The following is a 22,182-nucleotide window of genomic DNA, read 5'->3' on the forward strand; positions in this document are numbered from 1 at the left end:
TGTGGCTGGGATTTGAGCAGGAGCCGGGTTTGCTATGTGGTTGAAATTTCAGCTACAACACCGGTCAACTGTGGGAGATGTCGAGCTTTAGCGAGGCTGCGAAGGCGGCGGTACTGATAGCCCTGCTGTGCCTGACACACCGCTTTCGCGGCCTCGCTAAAGCTCCCACATTTGGCGGTGTTCGACATCAGGGTCTTGGCGGGTCAGCTGCCGTTGCCGCCATGGGCTTCTTCGAAGAAGTAGTCCTTCCAGCTCGCCGCCTTGTTTTTCAGCACTCCGAGTTCCTGCAATTTCTCGGCGTAGATATAGGTGCGCTGCGGCACGATGGTGAAGTCGATTTCCGGGTCCTGGACGATTTTCTCGACCAGGTCCAGCGGCAACTTCGACTGCTCTACGCGGATATACGCCTTGGCAGCAGCCGGTTTGTCGGCCTTGATGATTTTCTCGGCCTCGGCCAGTGCGTCATAGAACGCCTTGTAGGTCTTGGGGTTTTCGTCGTGGAATTTCTGCGTGGTGTACAGCACGTTGAACGTGGCCTGGCCGCCGAGGATGTCGTAGGAACTGAGCACCTTGTGCACGTTGGGATTCAACAGCTCCTGGTACTGGAACGGCGGGCTGGAGAAGTGCGAGTTGATCTCCGAACCGCCGGCAATCAGCGCCGCCGTGGCGTCGGGGTGGGCCAGGCTGATGGAGATGTCATCAAACTTCTTGTAGTTGGCGTCGCCGAACTGCTTGGCGGTTTCGATCTGCAGGGTACGCGACTGGAAGCCCACGCCGGCAGCGGGCACGGCGATGCGGTCTTTCTCGGTGAAGTCCTTGAGGGTCTTCACGTTGGGGTTGTTGGTCAGCAGGTAATTGGGCATCGAGCCGAGGGAGGCGATGGCCTTGACGTTCTGCTTGCCCTTGGTGCGGTCCCACAGCGTAAGCATCGGCGGCACACCGGCCGAGACCACATCCAGGGCACCGGCCAGCAGCGATTCGTTCATGGCGGTGGCACCGGATATGCTGTTCCATTCCACCTTGATATCCAGGCCCTGCTCCCTGCCGTGTTTTTCGATCAGGTGCTGATCGCGCACCACGTCGAGGATCAGGTAGCCGATGCCGAATTGCTGGGCGATGCTGATGGTGCCTTCGGCCTGCGCACCGGGGCTGAGCAAGGCCGTGGCGGCGGCGAGGGATGCCGCCAGGAGGGTCTGGGAGGAACGCTTGAAAGTCATGGGGGTCTGCCGCGTTTCGGGAAGGTGCTGGAGCGTAGCGGCGGTTTTTAAGACAGCAAAAGAATATTGGGGTCTATTGTTATGCAAATAATCCCCAAATTGGCGTGCGGCTGGTATTGTGCCGCGCTTTGTAAAACTGCCGCAGACTGCGAGGAAATGGACGTTGAACACTGACGAAAAAATGACCGGGGACCTGTTCGAGGTGGATAAGCGCCTGTCACTCAAACCCGTGGTGGACTTCAACGCCTACCTGCGCAGCGCGTTCGGCGACGGCCCCTGCACCTGCGTGCGCTGCACGGCCAGTGGCGGTGACGAGACGGGCTATGAGTTCCAGCACTCGTTCGCTTTCGACGGTAAACCGAGCCACCGCCGCTTCGCTTCGACGGCCGGCAGTGATGTGTTGCAGATGCTCAAGAAAGCCTGGCTGTCGTACACCAAGGCCGAGCTGCCGCTCAGTGGTGCGCTGGCGCTGGACACGGTAAAGGAATTCGTCGAACCGCAGTTGCACAAGCGCTTGGCACCGCTGTTCCTGGCCAGCGGCTTGGTCAAGGATGTCGACGGCGAGTTGCGCCTGCAGCCACAAGCTGCTGCCTGATCAACTCCCTGCAGGAGCCGGCTTGCCGGCTCCTGCAAGGGATCGCCTAGAACCCGGGGACGCCCTGCACGCGAATCTCCGGCGTGAGTTCTTCCAGCGGCTCGACCAGTGGCCGCTCGTCGATCCCCGGCAGCAGGATCACCTTGCGGCAATCCTCCTCGGCCTTGTCGAACAGCTCATAGCCACGCGCCGCCTGCTCCAGCGACAGGCGATGGGTGACGATCGCCTCCGGGTTCAAGTGCCCCAGTTCGATGTGCCCCAGCAGCTCCGGCAGGAACCGCTGCACATGCGTCTGGCCCATCTTGAAAGTCAGGCCCTTGTCAAACGCGTCGCCGAACATGAAGCCATGGATAAACCCGGCATACACCCCGGCCACGCTGACCGTGCCACCCCGGCGCACGGCGGCGATGCACTGGCGCAGGGCCTTGCCGCTGCTGCCTTCGAGCTTGAGGGTGGTGAGGATGGTTTCGGTGGTGCTGCCCTTGGCCTCGAAGCCGACCGCATCGACCACGCCATCGACGCCGCGCATACCGGCAGTCTGGCGGATGATGGTGTCGGCAGGGTCATCGTCTTCCTCGAAGTTGATCGGGATCACGCCATACGTTTTCTGTGCATAGGCCAGGCGATACGGGTGATCGTCGACCATGAAGATCTGCGCGGCCCCAAGCATCTGTGCGCACGCGGCGCTGAGCAGTCCCACCGGGCCGGCGCCATAGATCGCCACGCTTGAGCCCTCGCCGATGCCGGCATTGGTCACCGCCTGCCATGCGGTGGGCAGGATGTCGGAAAGGAACAACACCTTCTCATCCGCGAGGGTGCCAGGCACCTTGAACGGCCCGGTATTGGCCTTGGGCACCCGTACCAGCTCGGCCTGGCCACCGGGAATGCCGCCGTACAAACGGCTATAGCCAAACAGCGCCGCGCCCGGCGGGATCGCCTTTTTATTCAGGATCGCGCCGCGCCCGTCGTTAGTGGTTTCGCAGGCGGCGAACTGCTGGAGCTGGCAGAAGAAGCAGTCACCACAGGCAATCACGAACGGGATCACCACACGGTCGCCGCGCTGCACGGCCGTCACCGCCGGCCCGGTTTCCTCGACGATGCCCATGAACTCGTGCCCGAAGATATCCCCGTGCTCCACCGTGGGGATCTTGCCCCGGTACAGGTGCAGGTCCGAACCACAGATGGCCGTGGCGGTGACGCGCAAAATGATGTCGTCCGGTTGCTCAATGATCGGATCGGGAACCGTGTCCACCTGCACCTTGTGGGTGCCCTGGAAAGTCATCGCTCGCATGCTCTGCACTCCTGCCATTGAAGGGGTTATAGATAAGGGCGGTTGAGCCGGCGAGCGTTCCTTCAGCGTGCGTCCATACCTGATGAGTGGTCAGCGCAAACGGGTGACGGTGAGCGCGACCACGGCAATTCGCTCCACGCGCTCATACCCGGGTTTGCCCAGCTCTTCGCCGAACACATCGGGATCGAGTTCGCGGTAGGTCCAACCGAAAGCGTCGCTGGCAAGCAGCGGCTTGACCGCCGCCAGAAACGGGTCTTCACCGGCGACGATCGCCACGCCGGTGTAAAGCACCAGGCTGCCGCCAAGGGCCAGGCGCCCGAGTGATTCGCTGGCGATACGCACCGACAGTTGCTCACCCAGCGCGCCGCCGCCATGCCGATAGGCGCGCTGACGGTCGTCGTTCATATAGGGCGGATTGGCGACGATCAGGTCGAATTCGCCCTCGACACTGCCCAGCACATCGCTGTGGTAGGCACTGACGTTGGCCAGTCCCGCCAGCTCCGCGTTCACCGCCGTGAGGCGCAAGGCACGCGGGTTGATGTCCACTGCCAGCACCTCGGCGTCGGGCCGCGCGCGGGCGACCACCAGCGCGCCAACACCGGCGCCGCAGCCGATGTCCACGGCGCGGGTGATCGGCTCGCCGCGCTGTTGCAGATGGGCTTCGAGCAGGTGCGCGAAGCGGTAGCTGTCCGGTCCGAAAAACACCGCATCCGACTGTGTGGTGGGGTACGCCGAGTGGGCCAGCAGCAGATCATCCAGGCTCGACCAACGCACCGCGCTGCGCCATAGCGCGTCGTGCTTCTCGATCACATCGGCCTGCTGCAACTCTTCCCGGAATGCTTCGGGCAACAGCTGATTGTCAAACGGCATCGACCAGCCAAAGACATCACGCAGGTCGACCGCCAGTGGCGTGGGCAGGCGTTGATAGACCCGCTCATGGGTCAACGGCGTCGGCGTGATGAACCGGTAGCCGTGCTCCTTCAACCCCCGGCCCAGGTTGAGCAAGGCGCGGTCGGCGAGTTGTTGTGCAGACATGGGCAAGGACCTCAGCGCAGGCGCGCGCGCAATTGGATAAAACGTCGGGTGGCGTACAAACCGGCGGGCGTGCAATGGCGCCGCGCCGACAGCCAGGGAATCAATGCCTGGAGCTGCTGCTCGTCGGACAGGTTCCACAGCGAATCCACCAGCGCCTGGGTGTCCGGATCCGCCGGGCGGTGCTGCTCGCGCGAGAAGCGGCTACCGCGCCCTGGCCGTACCGGCGGCACGCGTTGGCTGCTGATCCACTCACCGGCGATCCAGTCATGCAGCAGCTGTTTTTCGTAGCCGCTGAACACGCCGAACATCGCCGCGCCGGCGCCTTCGATCAATTGCCAGAAACGACTGTCGGCCGGGTCCTGGTTGCGCTTGATCCAGCCCTTGTCTTCCAGGGCCTGGAGAAAGGCGCCTATCTGCCCCGGCTGGGCCAGCCACTGATTGACGGTCTGGCCCTCGAAGCGGCAGTAGTCCGAATGCATGTGCTGGCCGAACGTGCGCTTGCGTTCGAGCATCGCCACCACTTCGTCCTGCAGATTGAACCGGCTGATCACCGCGGTGGTGCCCAGGCCGAGGTCGTTGAGCCGGTACCCGTCGGCCACCCGGCGATAGAAGTCCGCCCTGCCCTCGCCCAGCGGCAATAAATTCAGCACCGACTGCGCGGCCTTGCACGCGTGGCCGCTGCTGGCATTGTCGATGGTCACGTGCAGGGTGAAGTAATACGGGTCGATGCCCAGCTCGCTCAGCTCGTACGCGGTGATCAACAGGTGCAAGGGCAACTGCTCATAGCCCAGGTTGTAGCCGATGATCTCCGGCAGGAATTCCTCGGCACACAGCCCCAGCGCCAGTTGCAGCGCGCCTTGCAGGTAATGGCTGTCTTCCAGGCCGGCGTCGCTGTCGGCATCGTGTTCGCTGAGCAATTTGCGGTAGATCAGCACATGATTCTGCGCCGCCTCACCGTCGCCCAACTCTTCAAGGTAGGTGGTGAGCAGGCCGTCGAAACGCGGGTCCTGCCAATAGCGCAGCAGGCCGTTGAGCCAGGCGCCGTCGACGTGTTTGGTCGGCGCCACGCGCTGCAGGAAGTACAGCGCATGGGCCTTGTTCTGGAAATAGCGGCGTGACTGGCCTTGCTGGCGTTGCTCCAGGTAATCGGCATAGGCCTGGGCCACCTCGGCGCAGCGCTGCTCGACCCACGCGGGCAATTGCTCGGGCGCCTCGGGCAACTCGCCGGGCACATCGCGCAACTGTGCCAATTGCGTGCGAATAAATGCCTGCGCGACCTCTTCTGCACCCGCAGTTTCGCCATGCAGCTGTTGATACACCCGCTGGCACTGGCCCGGCTGGGTAAGGGAGGCCGGTTGGCCCGACAGCGCTGTAAAAAGCGTCATGATGGCAGTGTCCGCAAAGTCCGATGCAACAGGCCTCCCAACAAGGAAGCCCCACAAGAGCGCTGAAAACCACACGCTTCTAACAGTGCAGAGCATCAGGGTGTGCGGAAAATTCAATCGAGGTTAAGAAGGGGCGGATCGGCGGTTACAGATGGCCCAGCCCGTACACCCGCCGAGGCGTGGATGGGTGCTCCGGCGAGCCAATGGGTACTGGAAAAACGTTACTCCGCACAAAAAAAGCTCACTTGATACACAAAGCCCACGCAACGCAGTAAGTTGCCTCTACACAAGGTGCCCCTCACCACTGGGGCAGTGTTCCCCCGCCAATCCAAGGAACGACCATGCCCGAGCCAAGCAAAAAGATGAGCCTGTTGGGCCTGACCACGCTGGTCACGATCAATATGATGGGCTCGGGCATCATCATGTTGCCGGCGAGCATGGCGCAGCTGGGCGCGATTTCGTTGTTGTCGTGGGTGATCACGGCAGTGGGCTCGATGGCCATCGCGTATGGCTTTGCCCAGTGCGGACTGTTCTGTACGCGCACCGGCGGGATGTCGGCGTATACCGAAGAGGCCCACGGCAAGTCGGGATTTTTCCTGTGCTCGTTTCTGTATTTTCTGTCGCTGATCATCGCCAATGTGGCGATTGCCATTTCAGCCGTGGGTTATCTGTCGTCATTTGTGCCGTGGCTGGGCAGCGGGCCGCTGCCGTTGTTCATCGGCAGTCTGGCGCTGATCTGGCTGACCACCGTGGCCAACTTCGGCGGCCCGCGCCTGACCGGGCGCATCGGGGTGGTGACGGTGTGGGGCGTGATCATTCCCGTGGTGGGGCTGTGTGTGGTCGGCTGGTTCTACTTCAATGCCGAGGTGTTTGTGGCGGCCTGGAACCCCAATCAGCTGGAACTGTGGGACGCCATCGGTGCGAGTATTCCGCTGACGCTGTGGGCATTTCTCGGCATGGAGTCGGCGGCGCAAGGCTATGACGCGGTGGAAGAGCCCCAGCGCACCGTGCCGCTGGCCTGCCTGCTCGGCACCCTGGGCGCGGCGTTGGTGTACGTGCTGTCGACGGCGGTGATCCAGGGCATCGTGCCGAATGCGCAGTTGGCCGAGTCTTCGGCGCCGTTTGCCTTGGTGTATGCGCAGATGTTCACGCCCTGGGTGGGTGAAGTGATCATGGCGCTGGCGGTGGTGGCGTGCATCGGTTCATTGCTGGGCTGGCAGTTCACCCTGGCGCAGACGGCCAAGATGTCGGCGGACCAGCGTCTGTTTCCGGCCTTTTTCAGCCGGGTCAGCGCGGCGAATGCGCCGGTACTCGGGCTGCTCGCGTGTGCGACGCTGCAGAGCCTGATTGCCCTGTCGACCATCTCGCCAACAGCCAGCGCGCAATTCAGCAAACTGGTGAACCTGGCAGTGGTGACCAACCTGGTGCCCTACGTGACCGCCCTCACCGGCTTGCTGGTAATGATGCACAAGGCACGCGCCACTGCAGCGGTGCAGGCGCGTAATACGCTGGTGGTGCTGGTGGCCGTGGGGTACTCGCTGTACGCGATTTATGCCTGCGGCGAAGAGGCCGTATTTGGCGCGATGCTGGTGCTGGCATTCGGGTATTTGCTGTATGGATTCCTGGCCAGGCGCTTTGTCGAGGAACAGGTCTGGGCTCCTGGTACATAAAGGTCAACTGTGGGAGCGGGCTTGCTTGCGAAGGCGGTGGGTCAGCCAACCTTTTCAGCGACTGGAAAGCCGCTTTCGCGGGCAAGCCCGCTCCCACAGTTTTGATTGGTGTTTGAGCTTGAGATTAGAGGCGTTTCGACAACAGTTTCGACGACGGTACAACCCGATTCCAGCCTTAGAACACACGCCAAATGTGGGAGCGGGCCTGCCCGCGAAGGCGGTGGATCAGTCACCCAATTCAGCGACTGACACACCGCTATCGCAAGCAAGCCCGCTCCCACAGTTTTGGTCGGTGTTTGGGCTTGAGATTAGAGGCGTTTCGACAATAGTTTCGACGACGGTACAACCCCATCCCAGCCTTGGAATACACGCCAAATGTGGGAGCGGGCTTGCTCGCGAAGGCGGTGGGTCAGTCACCCTCCTCAGCGATTGGCACACCGCTTTCGCGAGCAAGCCCGCTCCCACAGTTTTGATTGGTGTTCGGACTGGAGGTCGAGGTGCTGCAACGGCATTTGAGCAGACGGTACAACCCGACTCCAACCTTGGAACACACCCCAAATGTGGGAGCGGGCTTGCTCGCGAAGGCGGTGGATCAGTCACCCAATTCAGCGACTGACACACCGCTACCGCAAGCAAGCCCGCTCCTACATCCGCTAACTGGCGCGTTTATTTACGCGCTGCCTCCCACTGCTTGAGCAGATCGCCGTAGGCCACGGTTTCGCCCTTGGGTTTCTCGTTGGCGAGTTTTGGTTTCGGCGCGCCCGGTTGGTCGAACCAGTATTGCGCGTCACGCTCGGGGTTCATCTTCGGACCGCACACCGGTTGCACCTTGGAGCGTTCCAGGCGCGTCATGATCGCGTCCTGCTCCTTGGCCAGGTTGTCGAGGGCCTGTTGCGGGGTTTTCTCGCCGCTGGCGGCGGCGGCGATGTTGCTCCACCACAGTTGTGCCAGGCGCGGATAGTCCGGCACGTTGGTGCCGGTCGGCGACCACTCCACGCGGGCCGGGCTGCGGTAGAACTCCACCAGGCCGCCGAGTTTGGGCGCCATGTCGGTCATGGCCTGGGAATTGATATCGGACTCACGAATCGGTGTCAGGCCAACGATGGTTTTCTTCAGCGAGACGGTCTTCGAGGTCACGAACTGCGCATACAGCCAGGCCGCGAGTTTCTGTTTCTCCGGGGTCGACTTGAGGAACGTCCAGGAACCCACGTCCTGATAGCCCTTCTTCATGCCCTTTTCCCAATAAGGCCCGACCGGCGACGGCGCCATGCGCCACTTCGGCGTACCGTCGGCATTCACTACCGGTAGGCCCGGCTTGACCATGTCGGCGGTAAACGCGGTGTACCAGAAAATCTGCTGGGCGATATTGCCTTGCGACGGCACCGGCCCGGATTCCGAGAAGGTCATGCCCGCCGCTTCCGGTGGTGCGTAGGCTTTCATCCAGTCCACGTATTTCTGCGTGGCGAATACCGCCGCCGGGCCGTTGGTGTCGCCGCCACGGGTCACGCTGGAGCCCACCGGATGGCAGTCCTCCACGCGAATGCCCCACTCGTCCACCGGCAAGCCGTTGGGCAGGCCTTTGTCGCCGCCGCCGGCCATGGAGAACCAGGCATCGGTGAAGCGCCAGCCCAGGGATGGGTCTTTCTTGCCGTAGTCCATGTGCCCGTAGATGCGCTTGCCGTCGATTTCCTTGACGTCTTCGCTGAAGAACTTGGCGATGTCTTCATAGGCCGACCAGTTCACCGGCACGCCGAGGTCGTAACCGTATTTTTCCTTGAACTTGGCTTTCAGCTCCGGGCGCTCGAACCAGTCGGCGCGGAACCAGTAGAGGTTGGCGAACTGCTGGTCGGGCAGCTGGTAGATCTTGCCGTCCGGCGCGGTGGTGAACGAGATGCCGATAAAGTCCTTGATATCCAGGGTCGGCGAGGTGAAATCCTTGCCTTCGTTGGCCATCAGGTCGGTGATCGATTCGGTCTTGCCATAGCGAAAGTGCGTACCGATCAAGTCGGAATCGTTGACCCAGCCGTCATAGATATTCTTGTCGGACTGCATCTGCGTCTGCAGCTTCTCGACCACGTCGCCTTCCTGCAGCAGGTCGTGGGTCAGCTTGATCCCGGTGATTTCCGTGAAGGCCTTGGCCAGCACCTTGGACTCGTACTCGTGGGTGGTAAGGGTTTCCGACACCACATTGATCTTCATCCCACGGAACGGTTCGGCGGCCTTGATAAACCACTTGAGCTCCTCGAGCTGTTGGTCGGCCGTGAGGGTGGACGGTTTGAATTCGCTGCCGATCCATTTTTTCGCCGCATCTTCGTACGCATCGGCCCAGGCCGTGGCGCTCAAACCGCTGAGGGCCAATACGGCGGCCAATGAAATGCTATGTCGCAGCTTATTGTTTTTATCGAACATAGAGACCTCCTGGTTAGTTTCAAACGGGACCTGCGAACACAATCCCTGCAGGCGCCGGCTTGCCGGCGCCTGCAGAGCGAGTACTAGCCCCAACGCATCACACTCAACAGCCATACCAGGGACAGCGCGGACGCCACCCAGATGCTCCAGTCGGTAACGCCGATGACCAGCAAATGCAGGTAGGCGCTGCCGAGAAGACCGATAAACAAGCGATCACCACGGGTGGTGCTGATCGGCAGAAAACCGCGCCGGGGGATGCTCGGCGAACGCAGCTCCCAGGTGGTCATGCCCGCCAAAATCAGGGCGATACCACCAAAGAACAGCGCGGTGGGGGTGGTCCAGGCCATCCATTCCATCATCGATTCCTCTAGACCCGGCCCAGGGCAAAGCCCTTGGCCACGTGGTTGCGAACAAACCAGATCACCAGCATGCCCGGCAGGATGGTCAACACCCCCGCCGCTGCCAGCACGCCCCAATCGATGCCCGACGCCGAGACCGTGCGCGTCATCACCGCCGCGATGGGCTTGGCGTTGACCGAAGTCAGGGTGCGCGCCAGCAGCAACTCGACCCAGGAAAACATGAAGCAGAAAAACGCCGTCACGCCGATGCCGGAGCCGATCAAGGGGATAAAAATCTTCACGAAGAACTTAGGAAAGCTGTAGCCATCGATGTAGGCAGTTTCGTCAATTTCCTTGGGCACGCCGGACATGAAGCCTTCCAGGATCCACACCGCCAACGGCACGTTGAACAGGCAATGCGCCAGGGCCACGGCGATGTGCGTGTCGAACAGGCCGATGGACGAATACAGCTGGAAAAACGGCAGCAGAAACACCGCCGGCGGCGCCATGCGGTTTGTCAGCAACCAGAAGAACAGGTGCTTGTCGCCGAGGAAGCGGTAGCGCGAAAACGCATACGCCGCCGGCAGCGCCACACTCAACGAAATCACCGTGTTCAGGCTCACGTAGTACAGCGAGTTGAGGTAGCCGGTGTACCAGCTGGGATCGGTGAAGATCACCTTGTAGTTGGCCAGGGTGAAATCCTGCGGAAACAGCGTCAGGCCGCCGAGGATTTCGGTGTTGCTCTTGAAGGACATGTTCAGCAGCCAGTAGATCGGCACCAGCAGGAACAGGATGTAGATCAGCAGCGGAATCAGCTTTCTCTTGCTCATGTTGGCGGCCTCAGCGGTTGGCGTCGGAGTGGGTCATGGCGGTGTAGAACAGCCAGGACACCAACAGGATGATCAGGAAATACACCAGGGAAAACGCGGCCGCCGGGCCCAGATCGAATTGACCTACAGCTATCTGGGTCAGCGTCTGACTAAGGAAGGTAGTCGCGTTACCCGGTCCGCCGCCCGTCAACACGAAAGGCTCGGTATAGATCATGAAACTGTCCATGAAGCGCAGCATCACCGCGATCAGCAGCACGCTTTTCATCTTCGGCAACTGGATATGTCGGAACACCGCCCAGGCCGAGGCCCGATCAATCCGCGCCGCCTGGTAGTACACATCCGGAATCGCGCGCAGGCCCGAGTAGCACAGCAGCGCCACCAGCGAGGTCCAGTGCCACACGTCCATCACCAGCACGGTGACCCAGGCGTCCATGGTGTTGGCCGCGTAGTTGTAGCTGATGCCCATGGCGTTGAGGGTCGAGCCGAGCAGGCCGATATCGGCGCGGCCGAAAATCTGCCAGATGGTGCCGACCACGTTCCAGGGGATCAGCAGCGGAATGGCGAGGATGATCAACACCAGCGACGACCAGCGCCCCTTGGTCGGCATGGTCAGGGCGATGGCGATGCCCAGTGGGATTTCGATCAGCAGCACGCACGCCGAGTAGATGAACTGGCGCAGCAATGAGTCATGCAGGCGCGGGTCGAGCAGCACCTGCTTGTACCAGTCGGCGCCGACGAAATAGCGGCTGGACTGGTCGAAAATGTCCTGCACCGAGTAGTTGACCACGGTCATCATCGGGATCACCGCACTGAACGCCACCAGCAGGAACACCGGCAATACCAGCCACCAGGCCTTGTTGTTCTGCACCTTGTTCATGGCAGCACCTCCAGCAGGTAATCGTCGGCGTAGACCATCAGCCATTGCGCCGGGAAACTGATGGACGCCGTGCCTTCAGGCACCGGTTTGTCTTCGGCCAGACGCACTTTCAGTGGCGCACCGTCCAGCGTAAGGGTCATGATCTTGTAGGTGCCGAGGTCCTCGACGTGTGTGACAGCGGCCTGCAAGGCGTCAGGGTTGTACTCGTCCCACACGTGGATAAATTCCGGGCGGATGCCTACCTGCAGTTTCTTGTAGTCCGTATCGGCAATGCGCTGGGTCAGTGCCGCGGACAGGGGCAGATGAGTACCGGCAAAGCGCACCCCGCCGGGTTCGGCCTGCACCTCGATCAGATTCATCCCAGGGCTGCCGATGAAATAGCCGACAAAGGTGTGGCTCGGCCGCTCGAACAGCTCACGCGGCGTGCCGAACTGCACGATCTGCCCGCCGTACATCACTGCGATCTTGTCGGCGAAGGTCGAGGCCTCCAACTGGTCGTGGGTGACGTAGACCATGGTGATGTTGAACTGCTCATGGATCTGCTTGAGCTTGCGCCGCAGCTTCCATTTGAGGTGCGGGTCGATCACCGTCAGCGGCTCATCGAACAGGATCGCCGACACATCGTCGCGCACCAGCCCACGGCCCATGGAAACTTTCTGTTTTTCATCGGCGGTGAGGTTGCGGGCTTTCTTGGTCAGCAGGTTTTGCAGGTCGAGCACCTCAGCAATTTCCTGCACCTTGCTGTGAATCTTCGCCTCGGCCATGCCCTGGTTTCGCAGAGGAAAGGCCAGGTTGTCGAACACCGTCATGGTGTCGTACACCACCGGGAACTGGAACACCTGGGCGATGTTGCGCCGTTCAGGCGTCAGCTCGTTGACCACCTTGTGATCGAACAGCACCTGGCCCTCGGACGGGCTGAGCAGCCCGGAGATGATATTGAGCAGGGTCGACTTGCCGCAGCCCGAGGGCCCGAGCAAGGCGTAGGCACCGCCCTGCTCCCATACGTGGTTCATTTCCCGGATCGCGTAGTCTTCAGGCCCTGTCGGTGTAGGGCTGTAGCTGTGCGCCAGGTTCTGCAAATGGATCTCGGCCATCAGGCAACCCTCGCGACACGGCGTCCGGGAGCCTGGACCAGACGGCCCTGGGCATCGAACACAAACAGTTTATGGGTGGGGATATACACGCGGATCGGCGCGTCGACGTCGTACTCGTGCACGCCCGGCAGGTGCAGCACCAGCAGGAAGTGCTCGCTGCGCACATGCAGGAAGGTTTCCGAGCCGCTGATTTCGGCGACTTCCACGGTCACTGCCAGCTCCAGGTCATCGTCGTTGCTCGGCACCAGGCTGATATGGCTGGGGCGCACGCCGAAGCGGAATTCGCCTTCGCCAATCGGGCGCAGGTCGACGTTCAGCGGGAAGTGCACAAAGTTGGCGAAACTCACTTCATTGCCGCTGATGCGCCCCGGCATCAGGTTGATCGGCGGTTCGGAAAACAGCTCGGCGGCCAGCACGGACTGCGGCTGGTGGTAGACCTCGGCGGCCTTGCCGCTCTGGATCACCCGGCCTTCATGAAGAATCGTGGTGGTGCCGCCCAGGGCCAGGGCCTCGTTGGGCTCGGTGGTGGCGTAGATGGCGATGGTATGCCGCGCCTTGAACAGCTCGCGCATTTCCTGACGCAGCTCTTCACGCAGCTTGTAGTCCAGGTTGACCAGCGGCTCATCGAACAGGATCAGTTCGGCATCCTTGACCAGCGCGCGGGCCATGGCCGTGCGTTGCTGCTGGCCCCCGGACAGCTCCAGCGGGTGCCGCTGGAGGAATTTCTCGATGCGCAGCATCCTCGCGGTTTCCAGCACCTTGCTCTGGATCAGCTCGTTGGAGACACCGGCCTGGCGCAACGGCGAGGCAATGTTTTCGAACACCGTCATGGTCGGGTAGTTGATGAATTGCTGGTAGACCATCGACACATTGCGCAGTCGCACTGGCTTTTGCGTGACGTCCACGCCGTTCATCAGGATGCGGCCGCTGTCGGGTTTGTCCAGGCCGGCCATCAGGCGCATCAGGCTGGTCTTGCCGGAGAGTGTGCGGCCGAGCAATACGTTGAAGGAGCCGGCTTCGAAACGCAGGCTGGCCTCGTCGATCCAGGTTTGGCCTTCGACGACGCGGGAGACATTTTCCAGGGTCAATGACATGACACGACCTTTTTATTATTGGAATGAATCTGGCCAGTTGTCAGAGCGAGTTTCGTGCCAAAACCGCAAGGGCTTGATGTGTAAGGAAATGGGAAAACCCGATGTTCGTGTTTGAACACTCCAGGTGAACAACTGAACAGTCACGGGGTTGACAATGAACAGTTCTGAACAACACTCTCACCACCAACACAGGACAAATGTGGGAGCGGGCTTGCTCGCGAATGCGGTAAATCAGTCAACATTTCCAGGGACTGACACACCCCATTCGCGAGCAAGCCCGCTCCCGCATTTCGATCCGGTTTCAATGGTTGGATTGTGCAACACCCCATAACAATAAAAATGCAGGTCACCCCATGGCCGAACCACTGGCTCACGACACCCTTATCCAGGAATCCTGGCGCCGCTGCCGCGCGTTTGGGCTGGACCATCAGAGCACGCCCAGCTTCGATCAGCTGCCTGCCGAGGGCATCAGCCAATTGCTCGAAAGCCAGCATTCCCTGGTGCAGACCACCCATCAGGAGGTGCTGCCCTACTACGAAAACATCCTCAGCAACTCCAACTGCCTGATCATGCTGGCCGACAACCAGGGCCAGGTGCTGACCAGTTGGGGCACCCAGCGTTTTATCGAGCCCAAGCTGGCCCGGGGGTTCAGCGCTGGCGCCAGTTGGATGGAGCGCTCCAGTGGCACCAATGCCATCGGCACTGCGCTGGCCTGTGCGCAGGCGGTGCATATCGAACATGACGAACACTTTCTCAAGGCCAACCGCTTCATGACCGGCTCGGCCGCGCCGATCTTCGACGCGCAGCGCGAGATCATCGCGGTGCTGGATGTGTCCAGCGACAGCTACCTGCCGCCCTCCCACACCCTGGGCATGGTCAAGATGATGAGCCAGACCGTGGAAAACCGGCTGATCCTCAACCTGTTTCGCGGCGAGCATTTTCAACTGACCTTCAACACCGGCCTGAGCAACCTCGACAGCCAATGGGCCGGCCTGCTGATCTTCGATGAAAGCGGCCAGGTGCTGTCGGCCAACCGTCGCGCCGACAACCTGCTGGGCATCAGTCTGTCACGGGTGATGATCGACAGTTTGTTCAAGGTCTCGCTGCTGGAGTTGCTCAATCAGCCCGAGGGCCTGCCGTTTTCGCTGCAGGCGGCTGGACGCAACCGATTCCAGTGCCTGTTGAAACGGCCCAAGCAAATGCCGGTGCAGGCGCGGGTGTTCAGCCAACCCACGCCGCCAAAGCCGGCGGCGATTGGCCTGAACACCCTGCACTTTGGTGATGCGCGCGTGGAAAAGGCCGTGCGCCAAGCCGAACGCTTGCTGGAGAAGGACATCCCGCTGCTGATCCACGGCGAAACCGGCGTGGGCAAGGAAGTTTTCGTCAAGGCCCTGCACCAGGCGAGTTCCCGCAGTCAGCAGGCATTTATCGCGGTGAACTGTGCGGCAATTCCTGCCGAGCTGGTGGAATCGGAACTGTTCGGCTACGAAAAAGGCGCGTTTACCGGCGCCAATCAAAAAGGCAGCATTGGCCTGATCCGCAAGGCCGACAAGGGCACACTGTTTCTGGATGAAATCGGCGACATGCCGCTGCCCACCCAGGCACGCCTGCTGCGGGTGTTGCAGGAGCGCTGCGTGCAGCCGGTGGGCAGCAGTGAGCTGTTCCCGGTGGATCTGCGCATCATCTCGGCCACCAACCGGGCGCTGCGCGAGCAGGTGCAGGCCGGGCGTTTTCGCGAGGATTTGTACTACCGCATTGGCGGCCTGACCCTTGAGCTACCGCCGCTGCGCGAACGCAGCGACAAGCGCGCGCTGTTCCAGCAACTGTGGCAGCAACATCGCGAGCCGACCCAATGGGCCGGCCTCAGTGCCGAGGTGCTGGCCCTGTTCGAGCAGCACCCCTGGCCGGGCAATTTGCGCCAGGTGAGCAGTGTGTTGCAGGTGGCGTTGGCGATGGCTGAGGAGCAGCCGATTCGCCCGGAGCACCTGCCGGATGATTTCTTTGTCGACCTGAATGTCGCAGCGCCGCCGCCCACCAGCGAGTACCTGGATGACAGCATCGACCTGGCCCAGCGCCTGAAAGCGGCCGGCGGGAATATTTCCCACCTGGCGCGGGAGCTGGGGGTGAGCCGCAACACCTTGTACAAGCGCCTGCGCCAGCACGAAGGCTAGCGCGGCTTGACCACCACCAGCAGGTCGGTGAAGTACTCCACCTGAATCGGCAGGTTGTCGGCCAGGGCCGAGAGCGCCGCAGCGGTGTCGTCCAGCTTGAATACGCCGGACACGCGCAGGTTCTGCAGGGCCTGCGGGTCGTAGCGCACCAGGCCGTGACGGTAACTGGCCAGGGTTTGCAGCACCTCGCTCAGCGGCTGGTCGTTGACTTTGAGCAGGCCACGGGTCCAGGCGTCCGCGTCGGTGTTGCCGACGGCTTGTGGCGGTTGGGCGCGGCCATGGTCGAGGACCGAGCGCTGGCCGGCGGTGACGCTGACCCCTTCACTGGTCTGGCCTTTGACCGCGACGGTGGACTCGATCACGGTCACCACAGTGGTGCCGTCCGGCGCACGCTTGACCAGGTAACGCGTGCCCAGGGCGGTCGCGGTGCCTTGGTCGGTGCGCACCACGAAGGGCCGTTGCGCGTCCTTGGCGACCTCGACCCACAGTTCGCCTTGTAACAACTCGATGACGCGCTGGTGGCCGTCGAATTTCACGTCGACTGCCGAATTGCTGTTGAGCTGCAGCTGGCTGCCGTCTTCAAGGGCGATCTGGCGACGCTCGCCGACGCCGGTGCGCTGGTCGGCCATCCATACCGGCAGGTGTTCCAGGCCCAGCCAGCCGCACAGTAAGACGCCAAGCAGCCCCACCACCTGAGTAGCCCGCGGACGCCGCGGGGCGAAGGCCCGGTTGAGTGCCACGCGTGCCGGTTGCGCAGGCACAGCATCGAGGCTGCCCCACAGGACGCGCATGCGTTCGATAGCCACCGCATGGCGTGGATCGGCCTGGCACCAGGTGTTGAATGCCTGGCGCTCGGCGTCGCTGACGTCTTCGTCGTGCAGGCGTGTCAGCCAATTCGCCGCTTGTTGAATGATCTGTTCGGAGTTCATGCCAGCGGATCTGCCGCATGCAGGCTGTGGTAGCAGTGCACCAGGGCGCTGGAGATGTAGTTTTTGACGGTGCTGGAGGACACCTCCAGGCGCGTGGCGATTTCGCTGTAGGTCAGGCCGTCGAGGCGGCTCAACAGAAAGGCTTCGCGCGCCTTGGCCGGCAGGCCGGCGAGCATTTCGGCGATGCGCTCCAGCGCTTGCAGTGCTACATGGATGGCGGCCGGGTCGGGCATGCCGGCGTCTTCGCATTGGATTACCAGGGCTTCCATGTAGGCTTTTTCGATGCGCCGACGCCGCGCGCCGTCGATCAATAACCGCCCTGCCGTGGTGGCCAGGAACGCCCGTGGTTCCTTGATATTCTGCGGTTCGGCAAGCATCAACACGCGGATAAACGCGTCGTGGGCCAGGTCGGCAGCATACTGGGAGCAGCCGAGTTTTTTGCGCAGCCAACCGTGCAACCAGCCGTGGTGCTCGCTGTACATCGCCGTAAGGGTCTGCTGACGCTCTGAATCGCCCAGCGCGGCCGGAATGTCATGCATGCGCAAAAAGATCTCAAATGGGAAGAGTTACCAATTGCGCAAACAATGCCAGTAAATCGGTGTAGGAGCAAGAGCGCCCGCCCGATGCACCAGGGAAAGTTTCGCCTCCTTGTGGTGAGCGGGCTTGCCCCGTGTTGGGTGGCGAAGCGGCCCCTGTCACTGCTGGCGATGAGTGTCAGGTTTATTGCGTTGAGTCTTAATGGGGCGGCTTCGCCACCCAACGCGGGGCAAGCCCGCTCGCCACAACAAGCCTGGCAGCAACAACAAGCCAAGCCCGTCATCACAATGAGCTCGGTCATCACAACAAGCTCGACTTCCACAACAAGCCCAACCTCCACCACAAGCCTGGCAGCCACATCAAGCCCATTCATCACCACAAGCTCACCACGGCGGGGCGGTCGCGGCGGGTTAACGCCAGCTCCATGAGACGCCGGTGTAGATGCCGCGACCGTCTGCCGGGGTCGAGCGGGCCGTGTCCAGGCCTTTGTCGTCGTAGCCAGGGGTGACGGTGTTGGCGTAGCGCCGGTTGGTGAGGTTGCGCAGGTCGACCCAGGCTTGCCAGTCCTGCTTGGGCGCGTCGTAGCCGAAGGTCGCCCCCAGGGTCGTGTAGGACGCGGCGTAGTACGAGTTGGCGTAGTCCACCGCCACACGCGAGGAATACTCGGTGTTGAGGCTGGTGTAGAAACCGGTCGGGTGGCTGTAGCGCAGTTGGGCCTGGTAGTAGTGCTTGGGAATGCCCGGCAAGGTGTTGTCGCCGAAACGGTCGTCGTCGCGGTAGTGGAAGTCACTGAAGGTGTAGGCCTGGCGCAGAGCCACCTGGCCGCTGCGGCCGCCTTCCCATAACGGGCTGAGCAGGCTCAGTTCCACGCCCTGGTGCACGGTGGGGCTGGCGTTGGATTCGGCAATGATGGCATTGCTGGAAGAGGTCTGGGCCTGGGTTTCCACACTGAGCAGCTCGTGGCGCACTTCTGAACGGTACAGCGCGAGGTCCCACTGGCCGATCAACGCCTCGCCCCGACTGCCGACTTCCAAGGTGGTCGCGGTCTGGTTTTTCAGGCTGACGCCTTCACGCTGCAGGCCAGTAGCCGGGCCGCTGCCTGGGCCGAAGTATTTGTTGGAACCCCAGATCATCGACCAGGCGTGCGGCGGCTCGACCGAACGGCTCAGGTTGCCGTACACCTGCAATTGCGGGGTGAAGTCATAACGCAGGCCGATGCGCGGGGCGTAGTCCCAGTCATGCTGGCTCAGCGGCGCCTGGCCTTCGGGGTAGGTCACCTGGGTTTCGCGGCGGGTGTAGATCGCCGCAAGGCCTGTGGTCAGCCACAGGTCCGGGACCAGCTCCAGGTCGTTACCTATATGCAGCACGGTGTCGGAGCCCAGGTAGCTGTAGTCGCGGGTCTTGGTTCCGGGTGCGTAGGTGGCCGTATTGCCGGCGGGCGTGCGTACATATTCCGACGCGCCGTTGTTGGGCATCGCCTGCGTGGTGCGCAGGCCGACCGTGGTGGTGCTGTCGTGGCCGAACAGCGTGTCCTGGCGGATGTAATTCAGGGTGCTGCTGATGTCGGTGTAGGCAACCTTCAGGCGGTTGGTGCCTTCACGCAGGTCCATCGGATAGTCGTGGTAGGCCAGTCCGACTTCGACGCGGGAGCTGTCGTCCAAGTGCAGGGTGGTCTTGTTGGCGATCCAGGTCGAGCCCGGTTGCAGGCGCTTGGAGTCGCGGGCGGCGTTAAGGCTGTTGGCCGCACGCGGGTCGTGGCTGATCTGCGCACGGGTAAGTTTGCCGGGGGTGTCGTTGGTGGTTTCGCGGTAGCGGAAATAGAAACGGGTTTCCAGGTCCGGGTTGAAGCGGTAGCCGAAGTTGGCCGCCACGCCCTTGCCCGAGGCAGCGCTCTGGCGTTGGTAGCCGTCGGACTCGGAGTCGGTGAGGCTGATGTAGTAGTCGGCATCCCCCAGCACTTGCCCGGAGCTGATCTCGCGCTGGGCGTAGCCACGGCTGCCGGCCTCATAGCGCAGCTGCAGCTTGGGCGCATCGTAGCCGGTGCGGGTCACATAATTGACCGCGCCGCCCAGCGCCAATGCCCCCTGGTCAAAGCCATTGGCACCGCGCAGCACCTCGACGCGGCTTTGCCACAAGGGGTCCTTGAGCTCATAGGGGGTCCCGCCGGGGCCGGTCAGCGGCAAGCCATCGAACATTTCATACAGCCCCGAGGCATGCGAACCCGGGCTGCGATTGAGGCCGGAACCGCGAATCGACAGCTTCACCCCTTCATTATTTGCCGCCTTGGCGTACACCCCAGCCTGGTACTTGAACACATCTTCGTTGGTGCTCACCCGCCCCTGCTGCACGCTGTTCATGTCAATGAAATTGGTGCCGCCGGGCACGCTCTTGAGTTGTGCCTGGGCGACTTCACCAGCACTCGCCTCGCTGCTGGTGACTTCGACCGGGGCCAGTTGCAGGTCTTCGGCTTGCACCAGCGAACTTAAGGTCAGGGCGGCAAAAAAGAGCGGGGGTTGGCGCAGCAGCATCGAGGCAGATCCTTGGAATTCGGGGGCGTGGCAGGCTGGACCTGGCACGCGAACAGTGTTGGGAAGGCACGCGCGCCCGCCAGGTCACGCCTTATTAACGGACCAGACGCTTCCCACAACAGTGTCGGACCCAATTTATGGGTTAAGTCCAAAATCGAATTACCACATGCAAACTCAGTATTTAAAGAAATAACCGGCAGGCATTACTGTGGAGCCACTGAACCAACCACGCCGCACGAGACTGCCCCCATGCAAACATCCGCCACCGTCATCGACTTCACGCTTCACCGCAAACGCCGCCAGGCGCGTGCCGCGGCTGAGCTGATGTGGGCGATGTACGCGGCGCGTGCCGGGCTGGCGGTGTTTACCGCACAGGTGACGCCGTCCAGCGATACTCGCCGGGCGTAAGGCCGATGAATTTCCTGCACGTGCTCCCCGAACCACCCGAACCCCTGCCCAAACCCACTGTTGACGACGACGTGATCAGCTTGTGCGTCGCGCACAACCTGCAACGCCTGCGCAGCAAGCGCCATCTGTCACTGGATGGCCTGGCGCGTGTGTGCGGGGTCAGCCGGGCGATGCTGGCGCAGATTGAATCCGGGCGCAGCGTGCCGTCGATCAAGGTGCTGTGCAAGATCGCCAAGGGCTTGAAGGTGTCGGTCGCGGCGTTCCTGGAGGACCGCGCGTTCGAAGGCGTCGAGGTGCTGCCGGCACACCAGAGCAAACGCCTGGTGAGTGCCGACGGCGCGTTTACCAGCCGCGCGTTGTTTCCCTACGATACGGCGCGCCAGTCGGAGTTCTACGAGATTCGCCTGCGTGCGCTTGGCGAGGAAGTCTCCGAAGGCCACGGCCCCGGCATCCAGGAGAACCTGGTCGTGGCGCAAGGTGTGCTGGAGGTCAGTGTCAACGATGAGCGCTACCTACTCTCCACCGGCGACTCGATCCTGTTCTATGCCGACCAGCCCCACCGCTACCGCAACCCGGCGGACAGCGAAGCCGTGGCGTTCCTGGTGATCACCTACCCCGAACGCCTGGATTAATCCCGGCAAAAAAAACGCCCCGAATCATCGGGGCGTTTTTTATTGCGCTACCTGTCAGCAGGTGCAGCACATCATCGGCATACCGTTGCAGCTCATCATCATCGGCATGGCGCAGTCGTTCATCATTTTATTCATGAGCATGCAGCAGTTTTTCATCATGTCCATGCTCATGCCTGGCATCGGCATCATTTTGCACATCATGCCGTCAGCCTGCACGGTGCATTCCATCACGCACTTCATCATCGGCATCATCATGCCCATGGACATCATCGGCATGTTCATCGGCATATTCATGCCCGACATCATCGCCATGGTTTCGGCGGACATGCACATCATCGACATGTTGGCGCACTGCATCATCATCGGCATGCCGCAGTTCATCATCATCGCCATCATTTCGGCGTTGGTCTTGAACTGAGCCATGTCCATGCCCGCCGCCGGCTTCATGGTGCACATCATGGCGTCAGCGGCCATTTCGCATTTCATGGTGGCCATCATCATCGGCATGCCCATCATCGGCATCATTGGCATGGAAGTGTTCATCGGCATCTGCATTGCATTCATCATGTTCGAAACTCCGTAATCGACAGGAAATGAGTAAGTTCTGGGGCCGATTCTAGAGACGCCAGGCAGCGGCGCAAGACGGCGACAGAGCAGCAGGATCGGATGTTCGGAGGGAAGCTTAGTCGATCAAGACAGCTGTGCCGGCTGTGATGGTGGGCATTTCGTTGTTATCACGTCGTGGATGTCCGTGACACGCGCCAATTCGACGTCATGGATATTCGATCCAGGCATGTCGTCCAATCTTATGGAAATAAACGGTCTAACGACGGCGTTCAATCGCTAGGCTGCGCCAGTAAGTCCAGCAATTCCTGCGCTTCTGATCCCGGCGCAAACCTGAACCCGTACATTTCTTCGGCGGCGAGGATTTCAACCAGCGCACCCAGCAGCTGCGCTTCGGTTGGCGAACCTTGCAGCAGTGCGTGCGCGGGCAGTAACAGCTCCGCTGGAACACCCTGGACACTCGCGGCATCGATCACGGCAAAGAGCATAAAGCGCAGGCGTATTTCGCGGTCTGTCGGCCAAACCGTTTTTCGCTTACCCAAGGGAGGGCCTCATTTTTTCGGAAAAGTCCGAGGCTA

20 protein-coding genes are annotated in these 22,182 nt (G+C 61.7%); 5 read left to right on the top strand and 15 right to left on the bottom strand.

Annotated elements, in window-relative coordinates; translation table 11 throughout:
• Nucleotides 1–203 precede the first annotated feature (203 nt).
• Complete coding sequence (locus AC07SI_RS29045; RefSeq protein ID WP_495007026.1) at nt 204–1,217, bottom strand: ABC transporter substrate-binding protein; 1,014 nt, start codon at nt 1,215–1,217, stop codon at nt 204–206.
• A 163-nt stretch (nt 1,218–1,380) separates the two neighbouring features.
• On the opposite strand from AC07SI_RS29045, the gene AC07SI_RS29050 reads away from it, so the two are divergent.
• The gene (locus tag AC07SI_RS29050) at nt 1,381–1,812 is read left to right on the top strand and encodes a hypothetical protein (protein WP_106803473.1); all 432 of its coding nucleotides are present in this window, start codon (nt 1,381–1,383) and stop codon (nt 1,810–1,812) included.
• 46 nt (nt 1,813–1,858) lie between these two features.
• Here AC07SI_RS29050 and AC07SI_RS29055 read toward each other — a convergent pair whose 3' ends face one another.
• From AC07SI_RS29055 to AC07SI_RS29065, 3 genes are all read right to left on the bottom strand, one after another.
• On the bottom strand, nt 1,859–3,103 hold the full coding sequence (locus AC07SI_RS29055; protein WP_495007027.1) for a zinc-dependent alcohol dehydrogenase: 1,245 nt from the start codon (nt 3,101–3,103) through the stop codon (nt 1,859–1,861).
• A gap of 90 nt (nt 3,104–3,193) precedes the next feature.
• Nucleotides 3,194–4,138 carry a methyltransferase gene (locus tag AC07SI_RS29060; RefSeq protein WP_065907377.1) on the bottom strand — a complete coding sequence of 315 codons (945 nt, stop codon included), beginning with the start codon at nt 4,136–4,138 and terminating at the stop codon, nt 3,194–3,196.
• 11 nt (nt 4,139–4,149) lie between these two features.
• The gene (locus tag AC07SI_RS29065; protein ID WP_495007028.1) at nt 4,150–5,523 is read right to left on the bottom strand and encodes an iron-containing redox enzyme family protein; all 1,374 of its coding nucleotides are present in this window, start codon (nt 5,521–5,523) and stop codon (nt 4,150–4,152) included.
• A 341-nt stretch (nt 5,524–5,864) separates the two neighbouring features.
• On the opposite strand from AC07SI_RS29065, the gene potE reads away from it, so the two are divergent.
• A complete protein-coding gene (potE, locus tag AC07SI_RS29070) occupies nt 5,865–7,193 on the top strand; it encodes a putrescine-ornithine antiporter (RefSeq protein ID WP_495007029.1) in 1,329 nt (442 codons plus the stop codon).
• A 666-nt stretch (nt 7,194–7,859) separates the two neighbouring features.
• Here potE and AC07SI_RS29075 read toward each other — a convergent pair.
• From AC07SI_RS29075 to AC07SI_RS29100, 6 genes are all read right to left on the bottom strand, one after another.
• On the bottom strand, nt 7,860–9,602 hold the full coding sequence (locus tag AC07SI_RS29075; RefSeq protein WP_065907385.1) for an ABC transporter substrate-binding protein: 1,743 nt from the start codon (nt 9,600–9,602) through the stop codon (nt 7,860–7,862).
• A gap of 83 nt (nt 9,603–9,685) precedes the next feature.
• A complete protein-coding gene (locus AC07SI_RS29080; RefSeq protein WP_003232363.1) occupies nt 9,686–9,958 on the bottom strand; it encodes a DUF2160 domain-containing protein in 273 nt (90 codons plus the stop codon).
• Between the two features lie 11 nt (nt 9,959–9,969).
• Nucleotides 9,970–10,770, bottom strand: coding sequence for a carbohydrate ABC transporter permease (locus AC07SI_RS29085; RefSeq protein ID WP_003232361.1), 801 nt, complete (start codon nt 10,768–10,770; stop codon nt 9,970–9,972).
• A gap of 10 nt (nt 10,771–10,780) precedes the next feature.
• Nucleotides 10,781–11,647, bottom strand: coding sequence for a carbohydrate ABC transporter permease (locus AC07SI_RS29090; protein ID WP_495007030.1), 867 nt, complete (start codon nt 11,645–11,647; stop codon nt 10,781–10,783).
• Nucleotides 11,644–12,741 carry an ABC transporter ATP-binding protein gene (locus AC07SI_RS29095; protein WP_495007031.1) on the bottom strand — a complete coding sequence of 366 codons (1,098 nt, stop codon included), beginning with the start codon at nt 12,739–12,741 and terminating at the stop codon, nt 11,644–11,646. Before AC07SI_RS29095 ends, AC07SI_RS29090 begins: the two co-directional genes overlap by 4 nt.
• Nucleotides 12,741–13,835, bottom strand: coding sequence for an ABC transporter ATP-binding protein (locus AC07SI_RS29100; protein ID WP_495007032.1), 1,095 nt, complete (start codon nt 13,833–13,835; stop codon nt 12,741–12,743). Before AC07SI_RS29100 ends, AC07SI_RS29095 begins: the two co-directional genes overlap by 1 nt.
• Nucleotides 13,836–14,188: 353 nt before the next feature.
• Here AC07SI_RS29100 and AC07SI_RS29105 point away from each other — a divergent pair, with 353 nt between their 5' ends.
• The gene (locus tag AC07SI_RS29105) at nt 14,189–16,006 is read left to right on the top strand and encodes a sigma-54-dependent Fis family transcriptional regulator (protein ID WP_065907394.1); all 1,818 of its coding nucleotides are present in this window, start codon (nt 14,189–14,191) and stop codon (nt 16,004–16,006) included.
• Here the strand turns inward: AC07SI_RS29105 and AC07SI_RS29110 are convergent.
• The 3 genes from AC07SI_RS29110 to AC07SI_RS29120 form a co-directional block, all read right to left on the bottom strand.
• On the bottom strand, nt 16,003–16,935 hold the full coding sequence (locus AC07SI_RS29110) for a FecR family protein (RefSeq protein ID WP_213553215.1): 933 nt from the start codon (nt 16,933–16,935) through the stop codon (nt 16,003–16,005). The two genes, AC07SI_RS29105 and AC07SI_RS29110, sit on opposite strands and share 4 nt — an antisense overlap.
• Nucleotides 16,932–17,474, bottom strand: a complete 543-nt coding sequence (locus AC07SI_RS29115) for a sigma-70 family RNA polymerase sigma factor (RefSeq protein ID WP_065907399.1) — start codon at nt 17,472–17,474, stop codon at nt 16,932–16,934. The genes AC07SI_RS29110 and AC07SI_RS29115 overlap by 4 nt, the downstream gene beginning before the upstream one ends.
• A gap of 408 nt (nt 17,475–17,882) precedes the next feature.
• On the bottom strand, nt 17,883–20,000 hold the full coding sequence (locus AC07SI_RS29120; RefSeq protein ID WP_495007033.1) for a TonB-dependent receptor family protein: 2,118 nt from the start codon (nt 19,998–20,000) through the stop codon (nt 17,883–17,885).
• Between the two features lie 249 nt (nt 20,001–20,249).
• On the opposite strand from AC07SI_RS29120, the gene AC07SI_RS29125 reads away from it, so the two are divergent.
• Nucleotides 20,250–20,408 (top strand): hypothetical protein, encoded by a 159-nt coding sequence (locus AC07SI_RS29125; protein ID WP_162946103.1) that lies wholly within the window; start codon nt 20,250–20,252, stop codon nt 20,406–20,408.
• A gap of 5 nt (nt 20,409–20,413) precedes the next feature.
• Entirely contained in the window at nt 20,414–21,040 is a 627-nt protein-coding gene (locus AC07SI_RS29130) for a helix-turn-helix domain-containing protein (RefSeq protein WP_106803462.1), read from the top strand.
• Nucleotides 21,041–21,094: 54 nt separating this feature from the next.
• On the opposite strand, the gene AC07SI_RS29135 is transcribed toward AC07SI_RS29130, so the two are convergent.
• Nucleotides 21,095–21,607 (bottom strand): hypothetical protein, encoded by a 513-nt coding sequence (locus AC07SI_RS29135; protein WP_495007034.1) that lies wholly within the window; start codon nt 21,605–21,607, stop codon nt 21,095–21,097.
• 269 nt (nt 21,608–21,876) lie between these two features.
• Nucleotides 21,877–22,146, bottom strand: a complete 270-nt coding sequence (locus tag AC07SI_RS29140) for a hypothetical protein (protein ID WP_120448951.1) — start codon at nt 22,144–22,146, stop codon at nt 21,877–21,879.
• Nucleotides 22,147–22,182: the final 36 nt, after the last annotated feature.

It is taken from the genome of Pseudomonas sp. GW821-FHT05D12 (genome assembly GCF_059419825.1).